Source organism: Paenibacillus ihumii, from assembly GCF_001403875.1.
GTDB classification, from domain to species: Bacteria; Bacillota; Bacilli; order Paenibacillales; family Paenibacillaceae; genus Fontibacillus; species Fontibacillus ihumii.
In genome coordinates this window covers 59,988-76,474 of record NZ_LN884295.1, presented here as the reverse complement: position 1 = coordinate 76,474, position 16,487 = coordinate 59,988, and the positions used below count along the sequence as shown (strand labels likewise).

General features: G+C 54.6%; 16 protein-coding genes. 12 read left to right on the top strand and 4 right to left on the bottom strand.

The window, feature by feature from the left end:
- Positions 1–19 precede the first annotated feature (19 nt).
- Both BN2762_RS01360 and BN2762_RS01355 read right to left on the bottom strand, forming a co-directional pair.
- The gene (locus BN2762_RS01360; RefSeq protein WP_055105268.1) at positions 20–331 is read right to left on the bottom strand and encodes a hypothetical protein; all 312 of its coding nucleotides are present in this window, start codon (positions 329–331) and stop codon (positions 20–22) included.
- Positions 332–352: 21 nt separating this feature from the next.
- A complete protein-coding gene (locus BN2762_RS01355; protein WP_055105267.1) occupies positions 353–970 on the bottom strand; it encodes a TetR/AcrR family transcriptional regulator in 618 nt (205 codons plus the stop codon).
- 187 nt (positions 971–1,157) lie between these two features.
- On the opposite strand from BN2762_RS01355, the gene BN2762_RS01350 reads away from it, so the two are divergent.
- The 3 genes from BN2762_RS01350 to BN2762_RS01340 all read left to right on the top strand — a co-directional run bounded on the left by BN2762_RS01350 (position 1,158) and on the right by BN2762_RS01340 (position 4,794).
- Entirely contained in the window at positions 1,158–3,404 is a 2,247-nt protein-coding gene (locus BN2762_RS01350; RefSeq protein ID WP_055105266.1) for an MMPL family transporter, read from the top strand.
- Positions 3,405–3,480: 76 nt separating this feature from the next.
- On the top strand, positions 3,481–4,203 hold the full coding sequence (locus BN2762_RS01345) for an MBL fold metallo-hydrolase (protein ID WP_055105265.1): 723 nt from the start codon (positions 3,481–3,483) through the stop codon (positions 4,201–4,203).
- Positions 4,204–4,221: 18 nt separating this feature from the next.
- Positions 4,222–4,794 (top strand): TetR/AcrR family transcriptional regulator, encoded by a 573-nt coding sequence (locus BN2762_RS01340; protein ID WP_055105264.1) that lies wholly within the window; start codon positions 4,222–4,224, stop codon positions 4,792–4,794.
- Positions 4,795–5,117: 323 nt separating this feature from the next.
- Here the strand turns inward: BN2762_RS01340 and BN2762_RS01335 are convergent, their stop codons facing one another.
- Complete coding sequence (locus BN2762_RS01335; RefSeq protein ID WP_055105263.1) at positions 5,118–5,687, bottom strand: type II toxin-antitoxin system PemK/MazF family toxin; 570 nt, start codon at positions 5,685–5,687, stop codon at positions 5,118–5,120.
- 273 nt (positions 5,688–5,960) lie between these two features.
- On the opposite strand from BN2762_RS01335, the gene BN2762_RS01330 reads away from it, so the two are divergent.
- Together BN2762_RS01330 and def are read left to right on the top strand one after the other, a co-directional pair.
- Positions 5,961–6,227, top strand: coding sequence for a YqkE family protein (locus BN2762_RS01330; protein ID WP_055105262.1), 267 nt, complete (start codon positions 5,961–5,963; stop codon positions 6,225–6,227).
- 49 nt (positions 6,228–6,276) lie between these two features.
- Positions 6,277–6,858 (top strand): peptide deformylase, encoded by a 582-nt coding sequence (def, locus tag BN2762_RS01325; protein ID WP_055105261.1) that lies wholly within the window; start codon positions 6,277–6,279, stop codon positions 6,856–6,858.
- A 363-nt stretch (positions 6,859–7,221) separates the two neighbouring features.
- Here def and BN2762_RS01320 read toward each other — a convergent pair whose 3' ends face one another.
- Positions 7,222–8,145 (bottom strand): AEC family transporter, encoded by a 924-nt coding sequence (locus BN2762_RS01320; protein ID WP_055105260.1) that lies wholly within the window; start codon positions 8,143–8,145, stop codon positions 7,222–7,224.
- 188 nt (positions 8,146–8,333) lie between these two features.
- Here BN2762_RS01320 and BN2762_RS01315 point away from each other — a divergent pair, with 188 nt between their 5' ends.
- From BN2762_RS01315 to BN2762_RS01285, 7 genes are all read left to right on the top strand, one after another.
- Positions 8,334–9,224 (top strand): ABC transporter ATP-binding protein, encoded by an 891-nt coding sequence (locus BN2762_RS01315; protein ID WP_055105259.1) that lies wholly within the window; start codon positions 8,334–8,336, stop codon positions 9,222–9,224.
- Positions 9,218–11,413: a G protein-coupled receptor family protein gene (locus BN2762_RS01310; protein WP_055105258.1), complete on the top strand. Its 2,196-nt coding sequence runs from the start codon at positions 9,218–9,220 to the stop codon at positions 11,411–11,413. The genes BN2762_RS01315 and BN2762_RS01310 overlap by 7 nt, the downstream gene beginning before the upstream one ends.
- The gene (locus tag BN2762_RS01305; RefSeq protein ID WP_055105257.1) at positions 11,397–12,119 is read left to right on the top strand and encodes a hypothetical protein; all 723 of its coding nucleotides are present in this window, start codon (positions 11,397–11,399) and stop codon (positions 12,117–12,119) included. Before BN2762_RS01310 ends, BN2762_RS01305 begins: the two co-directional genes overlap by 17 nt.
- Before the next feature lie 57 nt (positions 12,120–12,176).
- Positions 12,177–12,806, top strand: coding sequence for an RNA polymerase sigma factor (locus BN2762_RS01300; RefSeq protein WP_074048544.1), 630 nt, complete (start codon positions 12,177–12,179; stop codon positions 12,804–12,806).
- Positions 12,787–13,641 (top strand): hypothetical protein, encoded by an 855-nt coding sequence (locus BN2762_RS01295; RefSeq protein WP_055105256.1) that lies wholly within the window; start codon positions 12,787–12,789, stop codon positions 13,639–13,641. Before BN2762_RS01300 ends, BN2762_RS01295 begins: the two co-directional genes overlap by 20 nt.
- Positions 13,628–14,512 (top strand): ATP-binding cassette domain-containing protein, encoded by an 885-nt coding sequence (locus BN2762_RS01290; protein WP_055105255.1) that lies wholly within the window; start codon positions 13,628–13,630, stop codon positions 14,510–14,512. Before BN2762_RS01295 ends, BN2762_RS01290 begins: the two co-directional genes overlap by 14 nt.
- 433 nt (positions 14,513–14,945) lie before the next feature.
- Positions 14,946–16,238 carry a homocysteine synthase gene (locus BN2762_RS01285; RefSeq protein ID WP_055105254.1) on the top strand — a complete coding sequence of 431 codons (1,293 nt, stop codon included), beginning with the start codon at positions 14,946–14,948 and terminating at the stop codon, positions 16,236–16,238.
- Positions 16,239–16,487: the final 249 nt, after the last annotated feature.

Genomic DNA, 16,487 nt, shown 5'->3' with positions numbered 1-16,487 from the left:
GCATGAATGGGGCCTGCTTTTAATATTCTGATAGGAGATTGAATCTTTCAAGCTGATCATGGAGCCCTTCCCTGGTTAGAATCTCTACCTGCTTGGGGCCGATCAAATCGAAATGGGGATAGGCATCCCGGCGGTGGATGTATTTCGGATTGAGCCCGTTATCCCTGCACCAGGCGGCCAGCCGGTCCAAATCGCTGCATCCGACCTTAGTGACGGTCGTAATTCCTGGAAAGCGCGGCTCAAGCCAGTAATGCGTCAAATATGCGATCTCTCCCTGCGAGACGCGCCGTTTCCAGGCATTCAACTCCTGGCGGGTAATACCGAAGGCCATGCGAACTCTCCTTTTGCCAATTTATTGATGAAGGCCTCGCCATACAAAGGCGACGATTGTTGCTGCGGCTTCTTCGTTCGACTCGAATAACGCCTCGTTATTTGAATAGCGCCGCTCGCCGACCTTTAGCATAGACACATATAGATGTGCTGCAACCAATGGCTTCTCGCAGTAAATCTCTCCCCGCTCGGCGGCATCGGCGAAGCCTTTCTCCAATGCTTTGTACAGCGCATTTTCATGCTTGTTCAGCCGCTCGTGCTGCTCCTCGTTTAAATGATGCTTCACCTTCTCCGCCATCCCGTCCATATGAACCTGGGGAACCCGTAAATAATTCTGGGCAATGAGCTCAAGCCGCTCCCGGAAAGAGCCCGGCCGAGCCAGCAAAGCTTCGATGCGCTGCTTCACATTGACGAGGACGGCGACCATGCAGGCGACGAACAGCTCGTTTTTGGTTGGATAGTAATAATAGACGGAAGCTTTGGTTACGCCGGAATGCTCTGCCACCATATTCATGGTGACGGATTCGAAGCCTTTCTCCATAAACAGGGTAGAGGCAGTCATGAGAATATGCTGGGAAGTGGGAAGGCCTTCCTGCTGAACGGGAGGTCTCCCCAAGGGCTTCTTGTTCGGGGCTTTCATCAAGGTCACCTCAATAACTTGTACTGACGAACAATTATACCATAAGAGGGGGATAGCAAGTCATCTTTTGGAGGGGCCCGGATCTTTTGAATAGGCGATTGATAATTAACCTTCCGGTATATATAATTACTTTATGATTTATATCACTTGTTCACAAATATAAAAAGGAATGGAGTTGAGGGAAGCGATGGATAACCTGCTGGAGCGGCTCGGACGCTGGTTTGCGGGAAGCATCACGAAATGGATTACTTTGGCGGTCTGGATCGTTCTCGTTGGAGCCTTGACGGTGATCTGGCCCGGTGTTAACGAGAAGGAGGACAATAATGCGGCCAACCTGGAGGCGTCAATGCCTTCCGTACAGGCTCAGCAGCTGGCTGAACAGGAGTTCCCGACCGATTCGGGGATTCCGGCACTGCTCGTATGGCAAAGGAACAGCGGGCTGACTGAGGAGGACTTCGGGGGCCTGCAGCAGCTGTCGGCCTATCTGACGGACCATCCGCTTGAAGGGCAGGAGGCGGTGCCGCCTTTTCACCTGATGCCGCTGCCCGTGCTGCAGAAGCAGGCCTCTGAAGATGGAACGGCGTTCGTGCTGCCGCTATTCTTTAGCCAGGCAGCGGATACGGATACGCTGAAGGCGGGAATGGAGAGGATCCGGGAGCAGTCTAGGGAAATTTATGCTGCCGATCCGTTCTCGGCAGATCTAGGGGATTTGGAAGGTCTGTCCGCCCGGGTGTCCGGGCCGGCGGGAATCTCGATCGACGCGGTCAGCCTATTCTCCAGTGCAGACGTATCCCTGCTGATCGCGACCGTGCTGCTTGTGCTCGTGCTTCTGCTGCTGATCTACAAGTCGCCGGTTCTGGCGATGATCCCTTTGATCGGGGTAGGCTTTGCATATGGGGCAGCCAGTCCCATCTTGGGTAAAATGGCCGACCTCGGCTGGATCACCGTCGATTCGCAGGGCATTTCTATCATGACGGTGCTCCTGTTCGGGGCAGGCACGGATTACTGCCTGTTCCTCATTTCCCGCTTCCGGCAAATTCTCGGGGAGGAACGCGATAAATCGAAGGCGCTGGTTCGCGCATTCAAGGATTCGGCTGGAGCGATCGCCATGAGCGGCTTCACGGTCGTCATCGCCCTGCTCGTGCTTCTGTTCGCCCAATACGGCGCGGTTCACCGGTTTGCCGTACCGTTCAGCTTGTCGATCCTGATTATGGGGGCAGCCAGCCTGACGCTTGTGCCCGCACTGCTTGCTATTCTGGGCCGCGTCTCCTTCTATCCGTTCGTGCCCCGGACGCCGGAAATGATTGCCGAAAGAGCGGAAAGGAAGGGCAAGCCTGTCCCGGCTCCCGCCCCGGCGGCAGCCAAGCGTCAAGGGGGCTGGATCGGCCGTGCGGTTACGCGCCGGCCATGGGCGATTATCGCGGTAACGGTGATTTTCCTCGGGGTCTGCGCGGTCAATTCGACCCGGATCGAGTATACTGTGGATTTATTATCCACCTTCCCCGAGAGCAGCCCGTCGCGGGAGGGGTTCGCCGTTATCGCCGACAAATTCACCCCGGGAGAGCTGGCGCCGATCAAGCTTATGGTCCATACCGAGGGAAACGAAGTGCCTCTTAAGGAGACCTTCTCAAGCCTTTCTTATATCAGCAAGGTATCCGACCCTGTCCAGGGGAGCGGGAACCCGGATATTCAGGCCATAGATATTGAGATGGACCTAAATCCGTACTCGAACGAAGCGATGGCCCTTATGCCGGAGCTGCGGGCTGAGGCGGAGAAGATGCTTTATGCCGCAGGCATTACGTCACCGGAGGAGCAGGTGTGGATCTCCGGACAGACGGCGGTTCAGTACGACACGGAGCTGACGAATGAGCGGGATACGGCCGTCATTATTCCCATCGTAATCGGGCTGATCGCCCTGCTGCTGCTGCTGTATCTGCGCTCCGTGGTTGCGACGCTGTATCTCGTGCTGACCGTCGTGCTGTCGTATTTCTCCGCGCTGGGCCTCGGCTGGTTTGTCATCCACGACGTGATGGGCACCGCGGCGATTCAGGGGCTTATTCCACTCTATGCCTTCGCTTTTCTCGTCGCGCTGGGCGAGGACTACAATATATTTCTCATCTCCAGTATCTGGCGGAAGAGCAGAACGATGCCCCTGAAGCAGGCGATTCAAGACGGAGTTACCGAGACAGGCGGGGTAATCACCTCAGCAGGACTGATACTGGCCGGGACGTTTGCCGTACTGGCGACGCTGCCGATCCAGGCGCTCGTTCAATTTGGCATCATTTCGGCGATCGGCATCCTGCTTGATACGTTCATCGTCCGGCCTTTCCTCGTCCCGTCCATCACGGCGGTTCTGGGCCGAGTCTCCTTCTGGCCGGGTCGGGGATTTAAGCAAGCGGAGGCCGGGCAGGAAAGACCCTATTCCGCCGGATAAAAATAATACTTGCAAAACTAATACAATTAGTTAAAATAAAACTAATGGTATTAGTTTGAGTGAGGAGCGAGTGCGGATGAGAATAATTCGGGATGAATATTTGTGGCAATTGACGTTTATGCCCCGGCTGTTTCCGGTGAATTGCTATTTGATCGAGGAGGAGGAGAGTCTGACCTTGGTCGATGCAGCTCTTCCTTATAGTGCAGACGGCATTAAGCGGGCCATTCAGGCCATCGGCAAACCGCTGGCCCGGATCGTATTGACCCATGCCCATGAGGATCATATAGGGGCGCTGAACAGCTTGAAGGAGAGCTTTCCGGAAGCCAAGGTCTGCATTTCGGAACGCGACGCGCGGCTGCTGGCCGGTGACCGTACGCTCCAGGCCGATGAACCACAGACGCCAATCCGGGGCAGCCTGCCCAAGTCCGTCCAGACGCAGCCCGATCTTCTTGTCCGGGAGGGCGACAGCATCGGCTCTCTGCGGGTCATTGCCGCTCCTGGCCATACGCCGGGCTCGATCTCTTTGCTCGACCAGCGAACGGGGGCGCTTCTGGCCGGTGATGCCTTCCATACGCGCGGGGGGCTTACTGTTACAGGACATCTTCGCTTGAGCTTTCCTTTTCCGGCACTGGCTACCTGGAATAGGGAGGCTGCGCTGGCCAGCGCGGTCAAGCTGGCGGAGCAGCGGCCAACCCTGCTTGCGGCAGGGCATGGGGAGATGCTGAGAGATCCGGCTGCAAAGCTTCAGGAAGCGATTCTTACGGCTAGACGCCGGCTGGAACGGGAATCAAATATTTAAGGAGAAGGAGGGATCATCATGCCGCCAAGACCAGGGCTTGATGCAAACGCCGTACTGATGGCGGCGGTAGACATTGCCGACCGCCAGGGAATTCAGGCGGTTACACTGGCGTCGGTCGCCGCCTCTCTCGGGGTGCGATCCCCGTCGCTCTATAATCATATCCGCGGGCTTGAGGAGCTGAGAGCTCTGCTCGCCCTGCATGCCATGGGGCAGCTTTACGGGGAAGTCAGCGAAGCTGTAGGAGGGCTGGCGGGGAAGGAAGGCATTGAGCAATTTGCGTATGCCTATCTCCGTTTCGCCCGCGAGCATCCGGGGCTGTACGAGAGCGTCCAGATTGCGCCGCAAGGCGTGAACGGGGCTGAGATCGAAGAGGCAGGAGGGCGCCTTGTCGATCTGGTGCTTCAGCTCTTGCGGCCTTATGGGCTGACGGAGGAGGAGGCCCTGCATGCAGTTCGGGGATTGCGGAGCCTTATCCATGGCTTCGCCTCGCTTGAGCAGCTGGGAGGCTTCGGCCTGCCTCTGTCCGTGGAGCGGAGCCTGGACTTTAATTTGAGAATTTTTCTGACGGGGCTGGAGCAAAAATTTGGTTAGAATATAGCCCCTTTGGTTAAATAGTACACAGGAGAATAAAATAAACCCCGCAGGGAGCCTCCATGCGGGGTGAATTTGCCCACGACCGGGTGGGCGACATAGGATTATTATGTGCGGATCGCAGGCAGTTCATGATCGCGATCATAAGTTCTTGTAAGAAGACGAAAGAGGAGCCGAGGCTCCTCTTCTGACTCAATACACGTAAGTAACGTGTGAGTTTATCCACGACGAGGTGGATGACATAATAAAACTCTACGAACAAATCACTTGTTTCAATAATAACCTCTTAAGCAGCGTTTTGTCAATCCCTCTTTGCTGAAACTTTAAAAGCCAAAGGTCCATTTCAGCCGGTTCTCCAGCCGGTTCATATCCTCCTCATCCAGATTCCCAAGATGCTCCTTCAAGCGGATTTTGCTGACCGATGTAGCTTCCTCTGTTTTGGCGGCAGAATCGAAGGCCAGGAAGTCGTATTTGCTCTTGAACAGAAAATAATGGCTTTGAAACCGGGGAATCGGTTTGCCTTCTTTCGTCAAAATCGGCTGGCCGGTCTTCGGGCTGGTGCGCGTTTTCAGATTTTTGGTGAGCGGCACGACGATGACATTGCCGGACGTTGAGTTCACCGTGTTGTTTGATACGACAATGACCGGACGCTCCTCATTTTGCTCGCAGCCGATATTTTCGCCGAAATTGCAGAAATGGATCGCGCCCCGGGTCATTTTCCGCTGCGTTTGTACCTTCTCATGCTCAATCCAGTACTGTGCCATTTCAATTTTGACCGGCTTCCAGGCATTGATCTGCTCGGCTTTCAGCTTCTGCAGCGCCTTGATCCGGGCATTGGCCGGGTTTGTCCGTCTGTTGTCGGGCTGATGGTTATTGTTTGGTTCGTTTCTCATGTTATCTCTCCTCCAAGCCTTGTGAATGGGCATATTGTAGAATTACACTTATTTGCCCTCACCCTAAACAAAAAACTGGTAATTTTTTTAAAATAGCATTTAAAAAGTCCGGGTCTTATTTTTGCAGGCAGCATAGACGGCTCGGAAATCGGAAGAAAATCAACTCCCGGTCAGGCTTTAGAGCTGTTGACAAAATATTTTCACCGTATGATACTTTAGGCAGGCATGAACCGCGTACTTATTGAGAAAGTCAGAAATTGAGGTGAACCGATAATGGCCAAGAGAAGAAATGCAAGGCCTTCCGCGGCTTCCGGCGCTTCCGCGAGCGACAAGCCCGCGACGCTAAAGGACCTGCTCGGGGCGGATACGGTCAGCAAGCTTAAGGAACAGGCCGAAAGCTTGAGGCGCGAGGAAGATGAGCGAAAGGCCGCGGCCAGGAAGCAGGCTGAAGCGGCTCGCAGGGCGGAGCAGAAGAAGCTGGAGAATGATTTTGAATATTTGCTGAATAACAGCAATATGGATTGGCATAAATACAAATAAGCTCTGATTGACGCAAATCGGGCAATAAAGGTGGATGAGTTGTTGATTTATGAGTAAATTCACTAAAGACTATTTAATCACCATGGACGATATCGTAAGAGAAGGAAATGACATTCTGCGGGTGGTGACCGAGCCTGTAAGCATCCCGCCGACGGAGGAAGACAAGGAAGAGATGGCCGCGATGCTGCAATTTTTGAAAAACAGCCAGGATCCCGAGCTGTCCAAAAAATATAAGCTTCGGGCGGGCGTCGGGCTCTCGGCCAACCAGATTGGCCTCAATAAACGGATGTTCGCGGCTTATCTTACCGATGACAACGGGCAATCCCGGGAATATGCCCTGTACAATCCGAAAATCATCAGCCACTCGGAGGCGATGATCTATTTGCCGGAAAGCGAGGGCTGCCTGTCCGTCGACCGAAGCGTGCAGGGATTCGTCCCCCGGTATGAGAAGGTGCAGATTAAAGCCTATGACGGGGAAGGCAAGGAGCTGAAGCTGCGCTTCAAAGGCTTCGATGCTATCGTCATGCAGCATGAAATCGATCATTTGAACGGGATCATGTTCTATGACCATATTAATAAAGACAATCCCTACAAGCTGCCGGCCGGCGTGCCTATTGCCAGCTTGTATTAAGGGCAGGGATACGTCAGATGCAGCGGGTACAGCATCCGAGTCAGCAGGTCTGTGTAGGAGATCAGGCATGCAGTCCGTGCAGGAAATCCCTACGGGAGATCCGTGAGGAGATCGGAGCCACATCGGGATCAGTCTGTATTTAAGGGTGTGAAGCACGCGAAATATCATGATCCAGTAGACGGTATAACTATGATGCGTGAAACAGCCTGAGCCAGCATGAAATGTCATGAACCAGTAAGCAGTACGAAAATACATGAAACAGCATGAAACAGCATGAAACAGCATCAGTACAACATATCTACAGGACCAAAATCAGCGTGAAATAGAGGCCAGCCCCGCAACGGGCTGGCCTTTTGCAATTACTTATTGCAGCAGAACAATCAGAACCGGCAGAGTTATGAAGGAAGTGATCGTTGTCCACAGAACGCATTTGGCTACGGTCTGCGGCGATGCGCCGAATTTCTCCGCTAGCGCGGAAGCGTTCACCGCCGCAGGCATGTAGGCGAGAATGAACAATACCGCGAACAGTATCCCCTCGATTTGCAGCAGCCACAAGGCGAGCAGCGCTACGGCCGGCGACAGCAGCATCCGGATCGCAATACCTGACCGGAACGCGCGCCTTGAGCCGGAATTCATCGGGACGCCGGCTACACCGACCATCTGGGCGCCGAGAATGGCGAGCACGACGGGGGAATACGCCGCGGCGGCCATCGTAATGCCTTGAGCGATTCCAGAGGGCAGCGAGATCCCGGTTACCCTGAGTAAAATAGCGGCAGCGGCAGCATAGATGGACGGCAGGGTGAACACGGATTTCACGGCTGCCTGGATAGAGAAATTGGAGCGTGCAGCCAAATACACACCTATCGTATTTACGATGATCATTTGTCCGATGACGTAGACTGAGGCTTTGTCCAGACCGAGCTGCCCGAATGCGAGCAGAACGAGCGGAAGGCCGTAATTAACACTGTTCGTAAAGGTAGAAACCAGGGTCAGCCCCGCCCGCTCGTCGGATGGAAGCTTAAGCAGCCGGCCTGCGATGACGGCGACTAACCAGAGCAGGATGAGATTCAGCAGCGAGAAGCCGAGCGTCTGGTAAATATCCTGATACGAAATATCTGCTTTGGCGAGCGTATCAAGAATCAGGGCCGGGTTCAGGAAATACAAGTATAGCGAGACCAGCGGCTTAGTATCGAGCTTCTGGAATCGCTTGAGCAGCGCGCCGGAAATGACGGGAATCGAGATCGGCACGATGACTTGCAGCATGGTGGATACAACAGAATACAGCATGATACTCTCCCTTCAGCCGACTTGCACGGCTATATAGACTCTAGCAAAAAATCGGCCATCGGTCTAAGAAAATTAATAAAATCCGCCAGGAACCCGAACTTTTTCATTCCGAATCCCGTTACAGTAACAGTTGCCAACCGCGCGGGGCGATTCATTACATTACCGTTATGAAATGAGGAAATTCACGCATGATCGAGATCAACCATTTATATAAAATGTACCGAAAGGGTCATCTGGCGCTGGATGACGTCAATTTGACGCTCCGCGAGGGCATGGTCGGCCTTCTCGGTCCGAATGGGGCAGGCAAAACCTCGCTGATGCGCATCCTTGCGACATTGATCCGCCCCAGCTCAGGGGATGCGCTGATTCATGGGATCTCGCTGAAGCAGGCGGAGGATATCCGGGCGATGATCGGATATTTGCCGCAGCAGTTTCAGGTGTATCCTCAGCTGACCGGCGCCGAGTTCTTGGATTACGTCGCCGTAATGAAGGGGATGAGCGATCCCCGCAAGCGCAGGGCGGAGACGGCCCGGCTGCTGGAGGAGGTCAACCTCGCTGAGAAGGCGCATAAACGCATCCGCACGTATTCCGGCGGCATGAGAAGGCGCCTGGGAATCGCCCAGGCACTGCTCGGCTCGCCACAGGTACTGATTGTAGATGAGCCGACCGCGGGGCTGGACCCGGAGGAGCGCGTACGCTTCCGCAATCTGCTCACGCGCTTCAGCCTGGGCCGAATCGTGCTTCTGTCCACGCATATCGTCGCGGACATCGAGAGCAACTGCCGGCAGATCGCCGTGCTTGATCAGGGCGGAGTCCGTTTCTCCGGGGATTTGGCGGAATTGCAGGCCTCCGGCCAGGGCAAGGTGTGGGAAGGCATCGTGGAGGAGGGCCTATTCTCCGAGCTCGATCCGATGTCGGTAGTTTCAACGCGGCGAACGGATGAAGGGCTGCTCTGCCGAGTCATTGCCGACGCTCCGCCCCTAGGGATGGAGGCGGTGGCAGTCCGGCCTACTCTGGAGGACGGCTATCTGGCGCTGTTAAGATCCAGGCAGGAGGAAGGGGCGATGCGCCCATGGTGAAATGGCGGCGGCAATTTGCACTGGAGTGGAACCCTATTTTTCGCAATGTATGGCTTATGGTGCTGCCGGCCTTTTTTGGCATAATTTATGCCTGGTTTCTATCCGCGGCCTCGCCGTTTAATAATCTGTTTAACGAGGCCTATGGCTTCAATTCCCTTGTTCATACGCTTACGCTGGGCATTGCCATGCTTCTGGGCATTATAGCCATTCGGCGCGACATTCGCCGCCCCAGCTACGAGTGGAGTACGGGCCTGCCCTTGACCTACGGCACGCGGATTACGGCTAAATATGCGGCTGCCCTAACGTATTTGACCCTGTTTTCCCTGCTGGCTGGTGCTCTGTTCATCGCCTTCTCTTATGGGAGGGGAGTTGACGCCGCGGTCAACATTGCGCATGGTGTATATTTCTTCTTGTCTTATGAAATTTCATATATGGTGACGTTGGCGCTGGCCATGCTCCTCGCGGTATGTCTGCCGAATCGCGTCGTCTACCTGATCGGCTTTTGCGCCTGGATGTTCGGGACGTTTTTTATGCAGCTGTTTATCGTGGAGAGGTACCATCTATATATTCTGGGGATTTTCCATTTGAGCGAGCTGTTTGTCCAAGGGAAACGGGGATATGAGCTGTGGGGGTACAGTCTTGAGGTCGATGAGCTGCTGAAGTCCGGCCTGTTTGTCCTGGCCTTTGCGGGACTGCTGCTGGCGGCGGCTGTGACGATTCTCAATCTGCTGCGGCCGACGAAGCACGCGATCCGCCAATGGGTTGTTGCCGGGTTGTCCCTGCTGCTCGCCTGCGGCGCTTTTGCGCCCTATGGTTTATTATGGCAGGGCAGGTACAGCAGCTATTTTGATAAAATCAAGGATGATACGATCCCGATGGCCGACGATTTGGGGGAAAACCCCAATAAGGCTTTTGAGATCGCGAATTACGACCTTGTGCTGGAGAGAACAAAGAATGATGTCTTGGCTGTCACGGCCCGTTTGGACATTCCAGCGGCGGCATTGCAAGGAGAACAAGAAATAAATCTGACGCTCAACCGGCTGTTCACTGTTTCGGAGGTCAAAGCCGGGGGCCGTCCGGTATCCTTTGCCCGGCGGGGAGATCTGCTGTCGGTGCCATGGAGCGGGGAGCTTCAGCAGCAGGAGAGCGTGCTCCTGGAGCTCCGCTATTCTGGAGCAGTTATGGAGTATAACGGCAGAGGCGGCTTTTACGCATTCGCCCGCCGGGATCTCGTTATGCTGCCAGGTTATTTCGCCTGGTACCCGCTTCCCGGAAAGCAGCATCTCTATGTGAAGGACGATTGGTCAAACTCGCTGCAGGCCGGCTGGGTGTTCCGGGAAATTTCGTTTCCGGATGCCCAGTACAGGTTAACGGTTAAAGGCTTCAATTCTAAGCTGTATACGAGCCTGCCGGAGACGGGACCGCAGGGCAGCGTCGAACGGCCTTATGCCGCTGAAGGGAAGACGCAGACGTTTCAGGGTCCTGGCAAGGACGGCATCAGTTTATTCGGCGGGCCCTTCGTCGAGGTCAGCGATCCATCGCTGCCCAGCCGCATCATTACGACCCCGAACAGCACGGAACTGGCGAAGCATGTACTGCAGGAATGGAGCGGATACTACCAGTACTTCACTTCCTGGGTCGTTGATTTTGAGCCGAAAATCCATCAGGTGGGCTACTTCGAGACCGAGCAGATGATGTCTGATACCGCCGAGAACGGGATGTATGCAATCTTCTCAAGGGGCGGCGGGGATAATGGCTATGCCGGCCTGCTGATGACCGAAATGCTGCTCGGCACACGAAGAGGTTCTTATCAAATCGAGAATACGAGGGAGGATATCCGGCTGCCTCTGCGCAGCTTGATGTGGTACGTTTATTATAGGGAAGCTGAAGGATTAAGCCATAGAGACATAGAGGACGGGCGGGCTGATTTTCGCATGCTTAGCGCGCTGCTTCATGCGAATTCCGATAAAGACCCCGACAATTTGGGTGTCAGCATGGGCAAGCAGGTGGGCGAAGCGATAGATGCCGGGAGAATCAGTGAAGTGAAGGAAATTCTGAATTATTTCTACAGCCAGGGGCTGGAAATACCGGTAGAGACTCCGGATAGTCCGGTCAAAGTCCGCCCGATACCTTATGAAGCCTGGGAGCGGGAGTGGAAAAGGGGGATGGAGCGTGAAAACGGGGCTTAAGACGCTGGGCAGCCATCTGCGGCTCGACTTGAATATGGGCAAGCAGCCGCTGTTTGTTTTGACGCTGCTCATTTACCTTTCCTATTGGGTAGTGATCCTGACTGGTGACGCGAAATATCCCCAGCCGGTCGTTTATTTTGCGGAAATGGGGATGTTCCCGATCGTCATTATGCTTACCGTGCTGCTGTTTGCGCGGGAAATCGGCGGGGGAGGCATGGAGGTCATTGCCACCTACCCCGTCTCACTCCGGCTTATGGCTGTGAGGAAGTGGGTGCTGGCTCTTGTGCTCTCCGCCTTGGCGGGAATGGGCTGGATGGCTGTATACCGAATTAAATTCGGAGCCATCGTGACCGACATGCATTCCTGGAGCGGCGGTGAGGCCGCATTCCGGAAGACAGGAGGGCTGGCCCTACTGCTGCAGACGCTGCCGGCCTATATGCTGCTTGCTTCCGTAGCGGTCCTCGGCATCGTTTGGTTCCAGAAGCTCTACGGGGGCATGGCCCTTTCATTTGCTTTATGGGTGCTGGATACGATGAGCGCGGGAAGCATTCTTGGAGGCAAAACGCTGTACACGGCCTATTTGCCGGAAGATTCCTCGTTTTTGCTGAATCGCTTTATTCTTGGGGCCTTTGCAGTTCTGATCCTGCTTGTGGCCCTCGGGTTGATCGGCGTACGGGAACGCTGGATTGGCAGGGATGAGGAATAGGGCGGATTTTGGCTCGCTATTTTTTCTATAGATAAAAAGAGAGAGAGGGGGGGAGCAATGATTTCCGATCAGCAATTAACGGAGCGGATGGCGCTGGGGGAGCAGGAGGCCTTCGAGCTTCTTGTTACCCGCTACCATGGCCCTCTGCTGAATTACGTGACCCAGCAGCTGAAGGATCGCAGCAAAGCCGAGGATATCGTCCAGGAGACATTCATCCGGCTTATCCGCCATTTGCGGCAGCATGGCGGGATGGAGCAGCTGCGGGCCTGGCTTTATAAGGTGGCGCTGAACCTGTGCCGGGATTACTGGCGCAGCGCCGCCTTCCGCTCGGAGCATACCGCAGCCGAGGACATGCCGGAGGATGCCGATCCTGGCCCCGGCGCGGAGGAGCTGCTGGAAAGGCAGGAGACGGCAAGGCAGATTGCCGCGACGCTAGAGCATTTGCCGGATATTCAGCAGGAAGTAGTGAGAATGCGCTTCTTCCATGACCTGAAGCTGCAGGAAATCGCGGAGCTGATGGAAATCCCCCTCAGCTCCGTCAAGTCGCATTTATACGGAGCCTTACGCAAATTAAAACGCGTATTGGCTAAAGGCTCCGATCCGGGTCTATTTTCCCCGCCAGCGGGAAGGCGCAACCAACCAAACAAGGAGAAGGAGGTGCCGCTTCATGAATCCGTCTATCGATAAAGAGCTTGAGCTGCTGGAGCAGCAGCTGCAGGAGCCGCTGCGGCGCGCGATGCAGCCTCCGCCATCCCCAGCGGAGACGGCGGAGCTGATTCGCAGGCTGCAGCCCGAATTCGACGCGCTCAAGGCAGAACATGGCTCAGAGTCGCTCCAGTTCAATGAGCAGGTCGAAGCACCGACCTTGCGAAAGCTGCTGCGCAGCCAATTTCGCCTGAATCGCAAATCATTGATATTGTCCAGTTCAGCGGTGTTTCTGATGCTCGTGCTTCTCGTTGATCCCTATCAGCCGGTGGTATCCATCGGGGTAATGCCGGGCTCGCTGTTTCCTGTTATTACACCGCTTATGCTGATTGCTTCCATGCTATTCAGCTATCGGACCTGGGATCCCGGAATGCGGTCGATCGAGAGCATCACCCCTTATCCTCCGTCGCTCGTCATGTACAGCCGGATGCTGATGGTCATCGCCTTGATCGTCGGCTGGGCCTTCATCAGCTCAATCGTCGTCAGCATCCGGATATTCCAGGCGGGCGAGATTGTTCTGCCGCTGGGGCCTTTTCTGCTGCAGTGGCTCGGTATTACGCTGCTGACGAGCGGGGCGGCGATGTATGTTCTGTTCCGCAAAGGAATTTATTATGCTCTGGCCTGCGCTCTGGGCGTGTATGCGTTATGGTTCATCTACATCGATAATTCGAGTTCTTATATGCTGCGCGTCGAGTACCGGGCATTGATCGATGGCGTGCTGCTGGGAGTAGGCGTGCTGCTGCTGCTTCGCTCTTATTACCGCAGCCGGAAAGTAAAATTCGAGATGAATGCGGGTGCAGGCCATGATATCCATTGACTATATGCGGCAGCCTGTGGGCACCTTTGCGCTGGAGATTGAACAGCTGCGGTTATACCCGGGGCTAACGCTGCTCGTCGGCTCTAACGGGGCCGGGAAGTCGACGCTGCTAAAGCTGCTGGCTACGGTGGATAAGCCGCGGAAGGGCAGGATCGCCTACCAGGACCGGGAAGCGGCCGATCACCTGCCGCTCATTCGCAGCCAGATCGGTTACGTTCCCTCAGATCTCGAGCTGTATGAGGAGATGACGACGCAGAAGCTGCTCGTTTATCTTGCCGAACTGAAGGGAGTGTTCCATATCGAGATGGTCGACCGTCTGATCCGGGATTTTCGGCTGGAGTCGTACCGGAACACCCGGATCAAACGGCTGTCGATCGGCGTGCAGAGAAGGATTGCGATCGCTCAGTCGCTGCTGGCCCAGCCTAAATTCCTCTTCCTCGATGAGCCGCTGAATGCGCTCGATTCAGGGGAGCGCAAAATGGCGATTACCTATTTGACCCGCTATGCATTGGGCCGGGTCGTCGTAGCTGCCATCCATGAAATGAATGAATGGGAAGCGTCTGCGAACCGCATATTGTGGCTGGAGAATGGCAGGCTTCGCTTTGAAGGCAGGGCAGCGGAGTGGAAGTGGAATCTCCCCTTGAAGGTTTGGGAAGGCGTTGTGGAGAGGAAGCAGATGCACCGCTTTCCCGAGCAGACTGTGATTTTTATGAGGGAACAGGAGGAGGGTCTCTTTGTAAGGCTGGTTGCGGATGAGCTCCCCTATCCCGGCATGGAGGAGGTTCTGCCTTCTATGGAGGATGCCTATTTCGTGCGGAAATTGTCGGCGAAGCTCCGGGGCGGACAATCATCCACATGTGGACAACCCTAATTGGGGAGGAAGCGGGGTGTTCTGCAGGCCTTAAATGTGGATATGTGTGCGAATTTGGCCTTGTTCATATAAATTATGAACAGTATGCACATTTCCATGCACATATGAACAAACAAGCCGCGGCTCTCAGCCGTCGGCTTATTTGTTGTCCACCGTTATGACAGGCACCGCGCGCCGGGAGCTGTGCGCTGTATGCTTGCTGTCCACAGCGGAGCTGTGTTTACTGTCCCAGCAGAGAAACGTTTGCTTTCATTGCAGAGAAGCGTTTGTTTCTATTGCAGTGGAACGTTTGTTGTCCACAGCAGATTGAGAAATTAAACAATTCATAGGAATTTTATCGGATTTGGTATTTTCAAACGATTCATTATGTGAGAGAATATGAAAAAACAATGACATCCTTTTGGGATATGCAAATTTAAAGGAGGATTTAACTATGTCTGAAGAGCGTCAACTCGGTCTTGAAACACTTGCGGTTCATGCGGGTCAGGAAATTGATCCCACTACTTATTCGCGCGCGGTCCCGCTGTATCAAACAACATCCTATGGCTTCCGCGATACGGAGCATGCGGCCAATTTGTTCGGCTTAAAGGAATTCGGCAACATATACTCCCGTATCATGAACCCGACGAACGATGTGTTCGAGAAAAGAATCGCGGCGCTCGAAGGCGGCGTCGGCGCTCTAGCCACGAGCTCCGGACAGGCGGCGATTACGTTTTCCATTCTCAACATTGCAGGGGCCGGGGATGAAATCGTATCCTCCGCAACCTTGTACGGCGGAACGTATAACCTGTTCTCCACTACGCTGGCCAAGCTGGGAATCAAGGTGACCTTCGTGGATTCGTCGAACCCGGAGAATTTCCGCGCAGCGATTACAGACAAGACCAAAGCTCTCTATGCGGAGACCATCGGCAACCCGAAGGGGGACGTCCTGGATATCGAGGCGGTCGCTGCGATTGCCCATGAGCATGGCATTCCGCTTATTGTGGACAACACCTTCCCAAGCCCTTATCTGCTTCAGCCGATTAAGCACGGAGCGGATATCGTCGTGCATTCGGCAACGAAGTTCATCGGCGGGCACGGAACTTCCATCGGCGGGGTCATTGTTGACGGCGGGAAATTCGACTGGAAGGCCAGCGGCAAATTCCCGGGACTGACCGAGCCGGATCCGAGCTATAACGGTGTCGTCTATACGGAAGCGCTTGGCCCGTTGGCTTATATTATTAAAGCTCGCGTTCAACTGCAGCGCGATCTTGGCGCATCCTTGTCCCCATTCAACGCCTGGCTGCTGCTCCAAGGTCTCGAGACGCTTCACCTTCGCGTAGAGCGTCATAGCGAGAACGCGCTAAAGGTGGCGAAGCATCTGGAAGCACATCCAAACGTCGAATGGGTGAGCTACGCGGGGCTTCCTAGCCATGAATCCTATGCGCTCGCACAGAAATACCTGCCAAAAGGCCAAGGCGCCATCCTTACCTTCGAAATCAAGGGCGGCGTAGAGGCAGGCCGCAAGCTGATCAACAGCGTGAAGCTGTTCTCGCATTTGGCCAATGTCGGCGATTCCAAGTCCCTGATCATCCATCCGGCTAGCACGACGCATCTGCAGTTGTCTCCGGAGGAGCAATTGTCGGCAGGCGTTACTCCTGGACTCATTCGCTTGTCGATTGGCACGGAGTCGATTGAGGACATTCTCTATGATCTGGATCAAGCGATTGAGGCCAGCCAGGCCTAATTATGTTTCATACTCCGTTAGACTAACGAATTGAAGCTGCTCCCGAAAGTTTGCCTTTGAACTTTCGGGAGCAGTTTTTTTATGGGAACTGGACATTAAAAGAATTTGGCAGTGGCTGCTAGCGTAGTGGAAGTAATGTTGTGGAAGTACGTGGTGAAGTAGTGTTATAGCAGCAGTACTGTAGCGGTAGTGTTATCACAGTACTGTAGCTGTGGCGTTATGACAGTAGTGTAGTAGCAGTAAATGTAG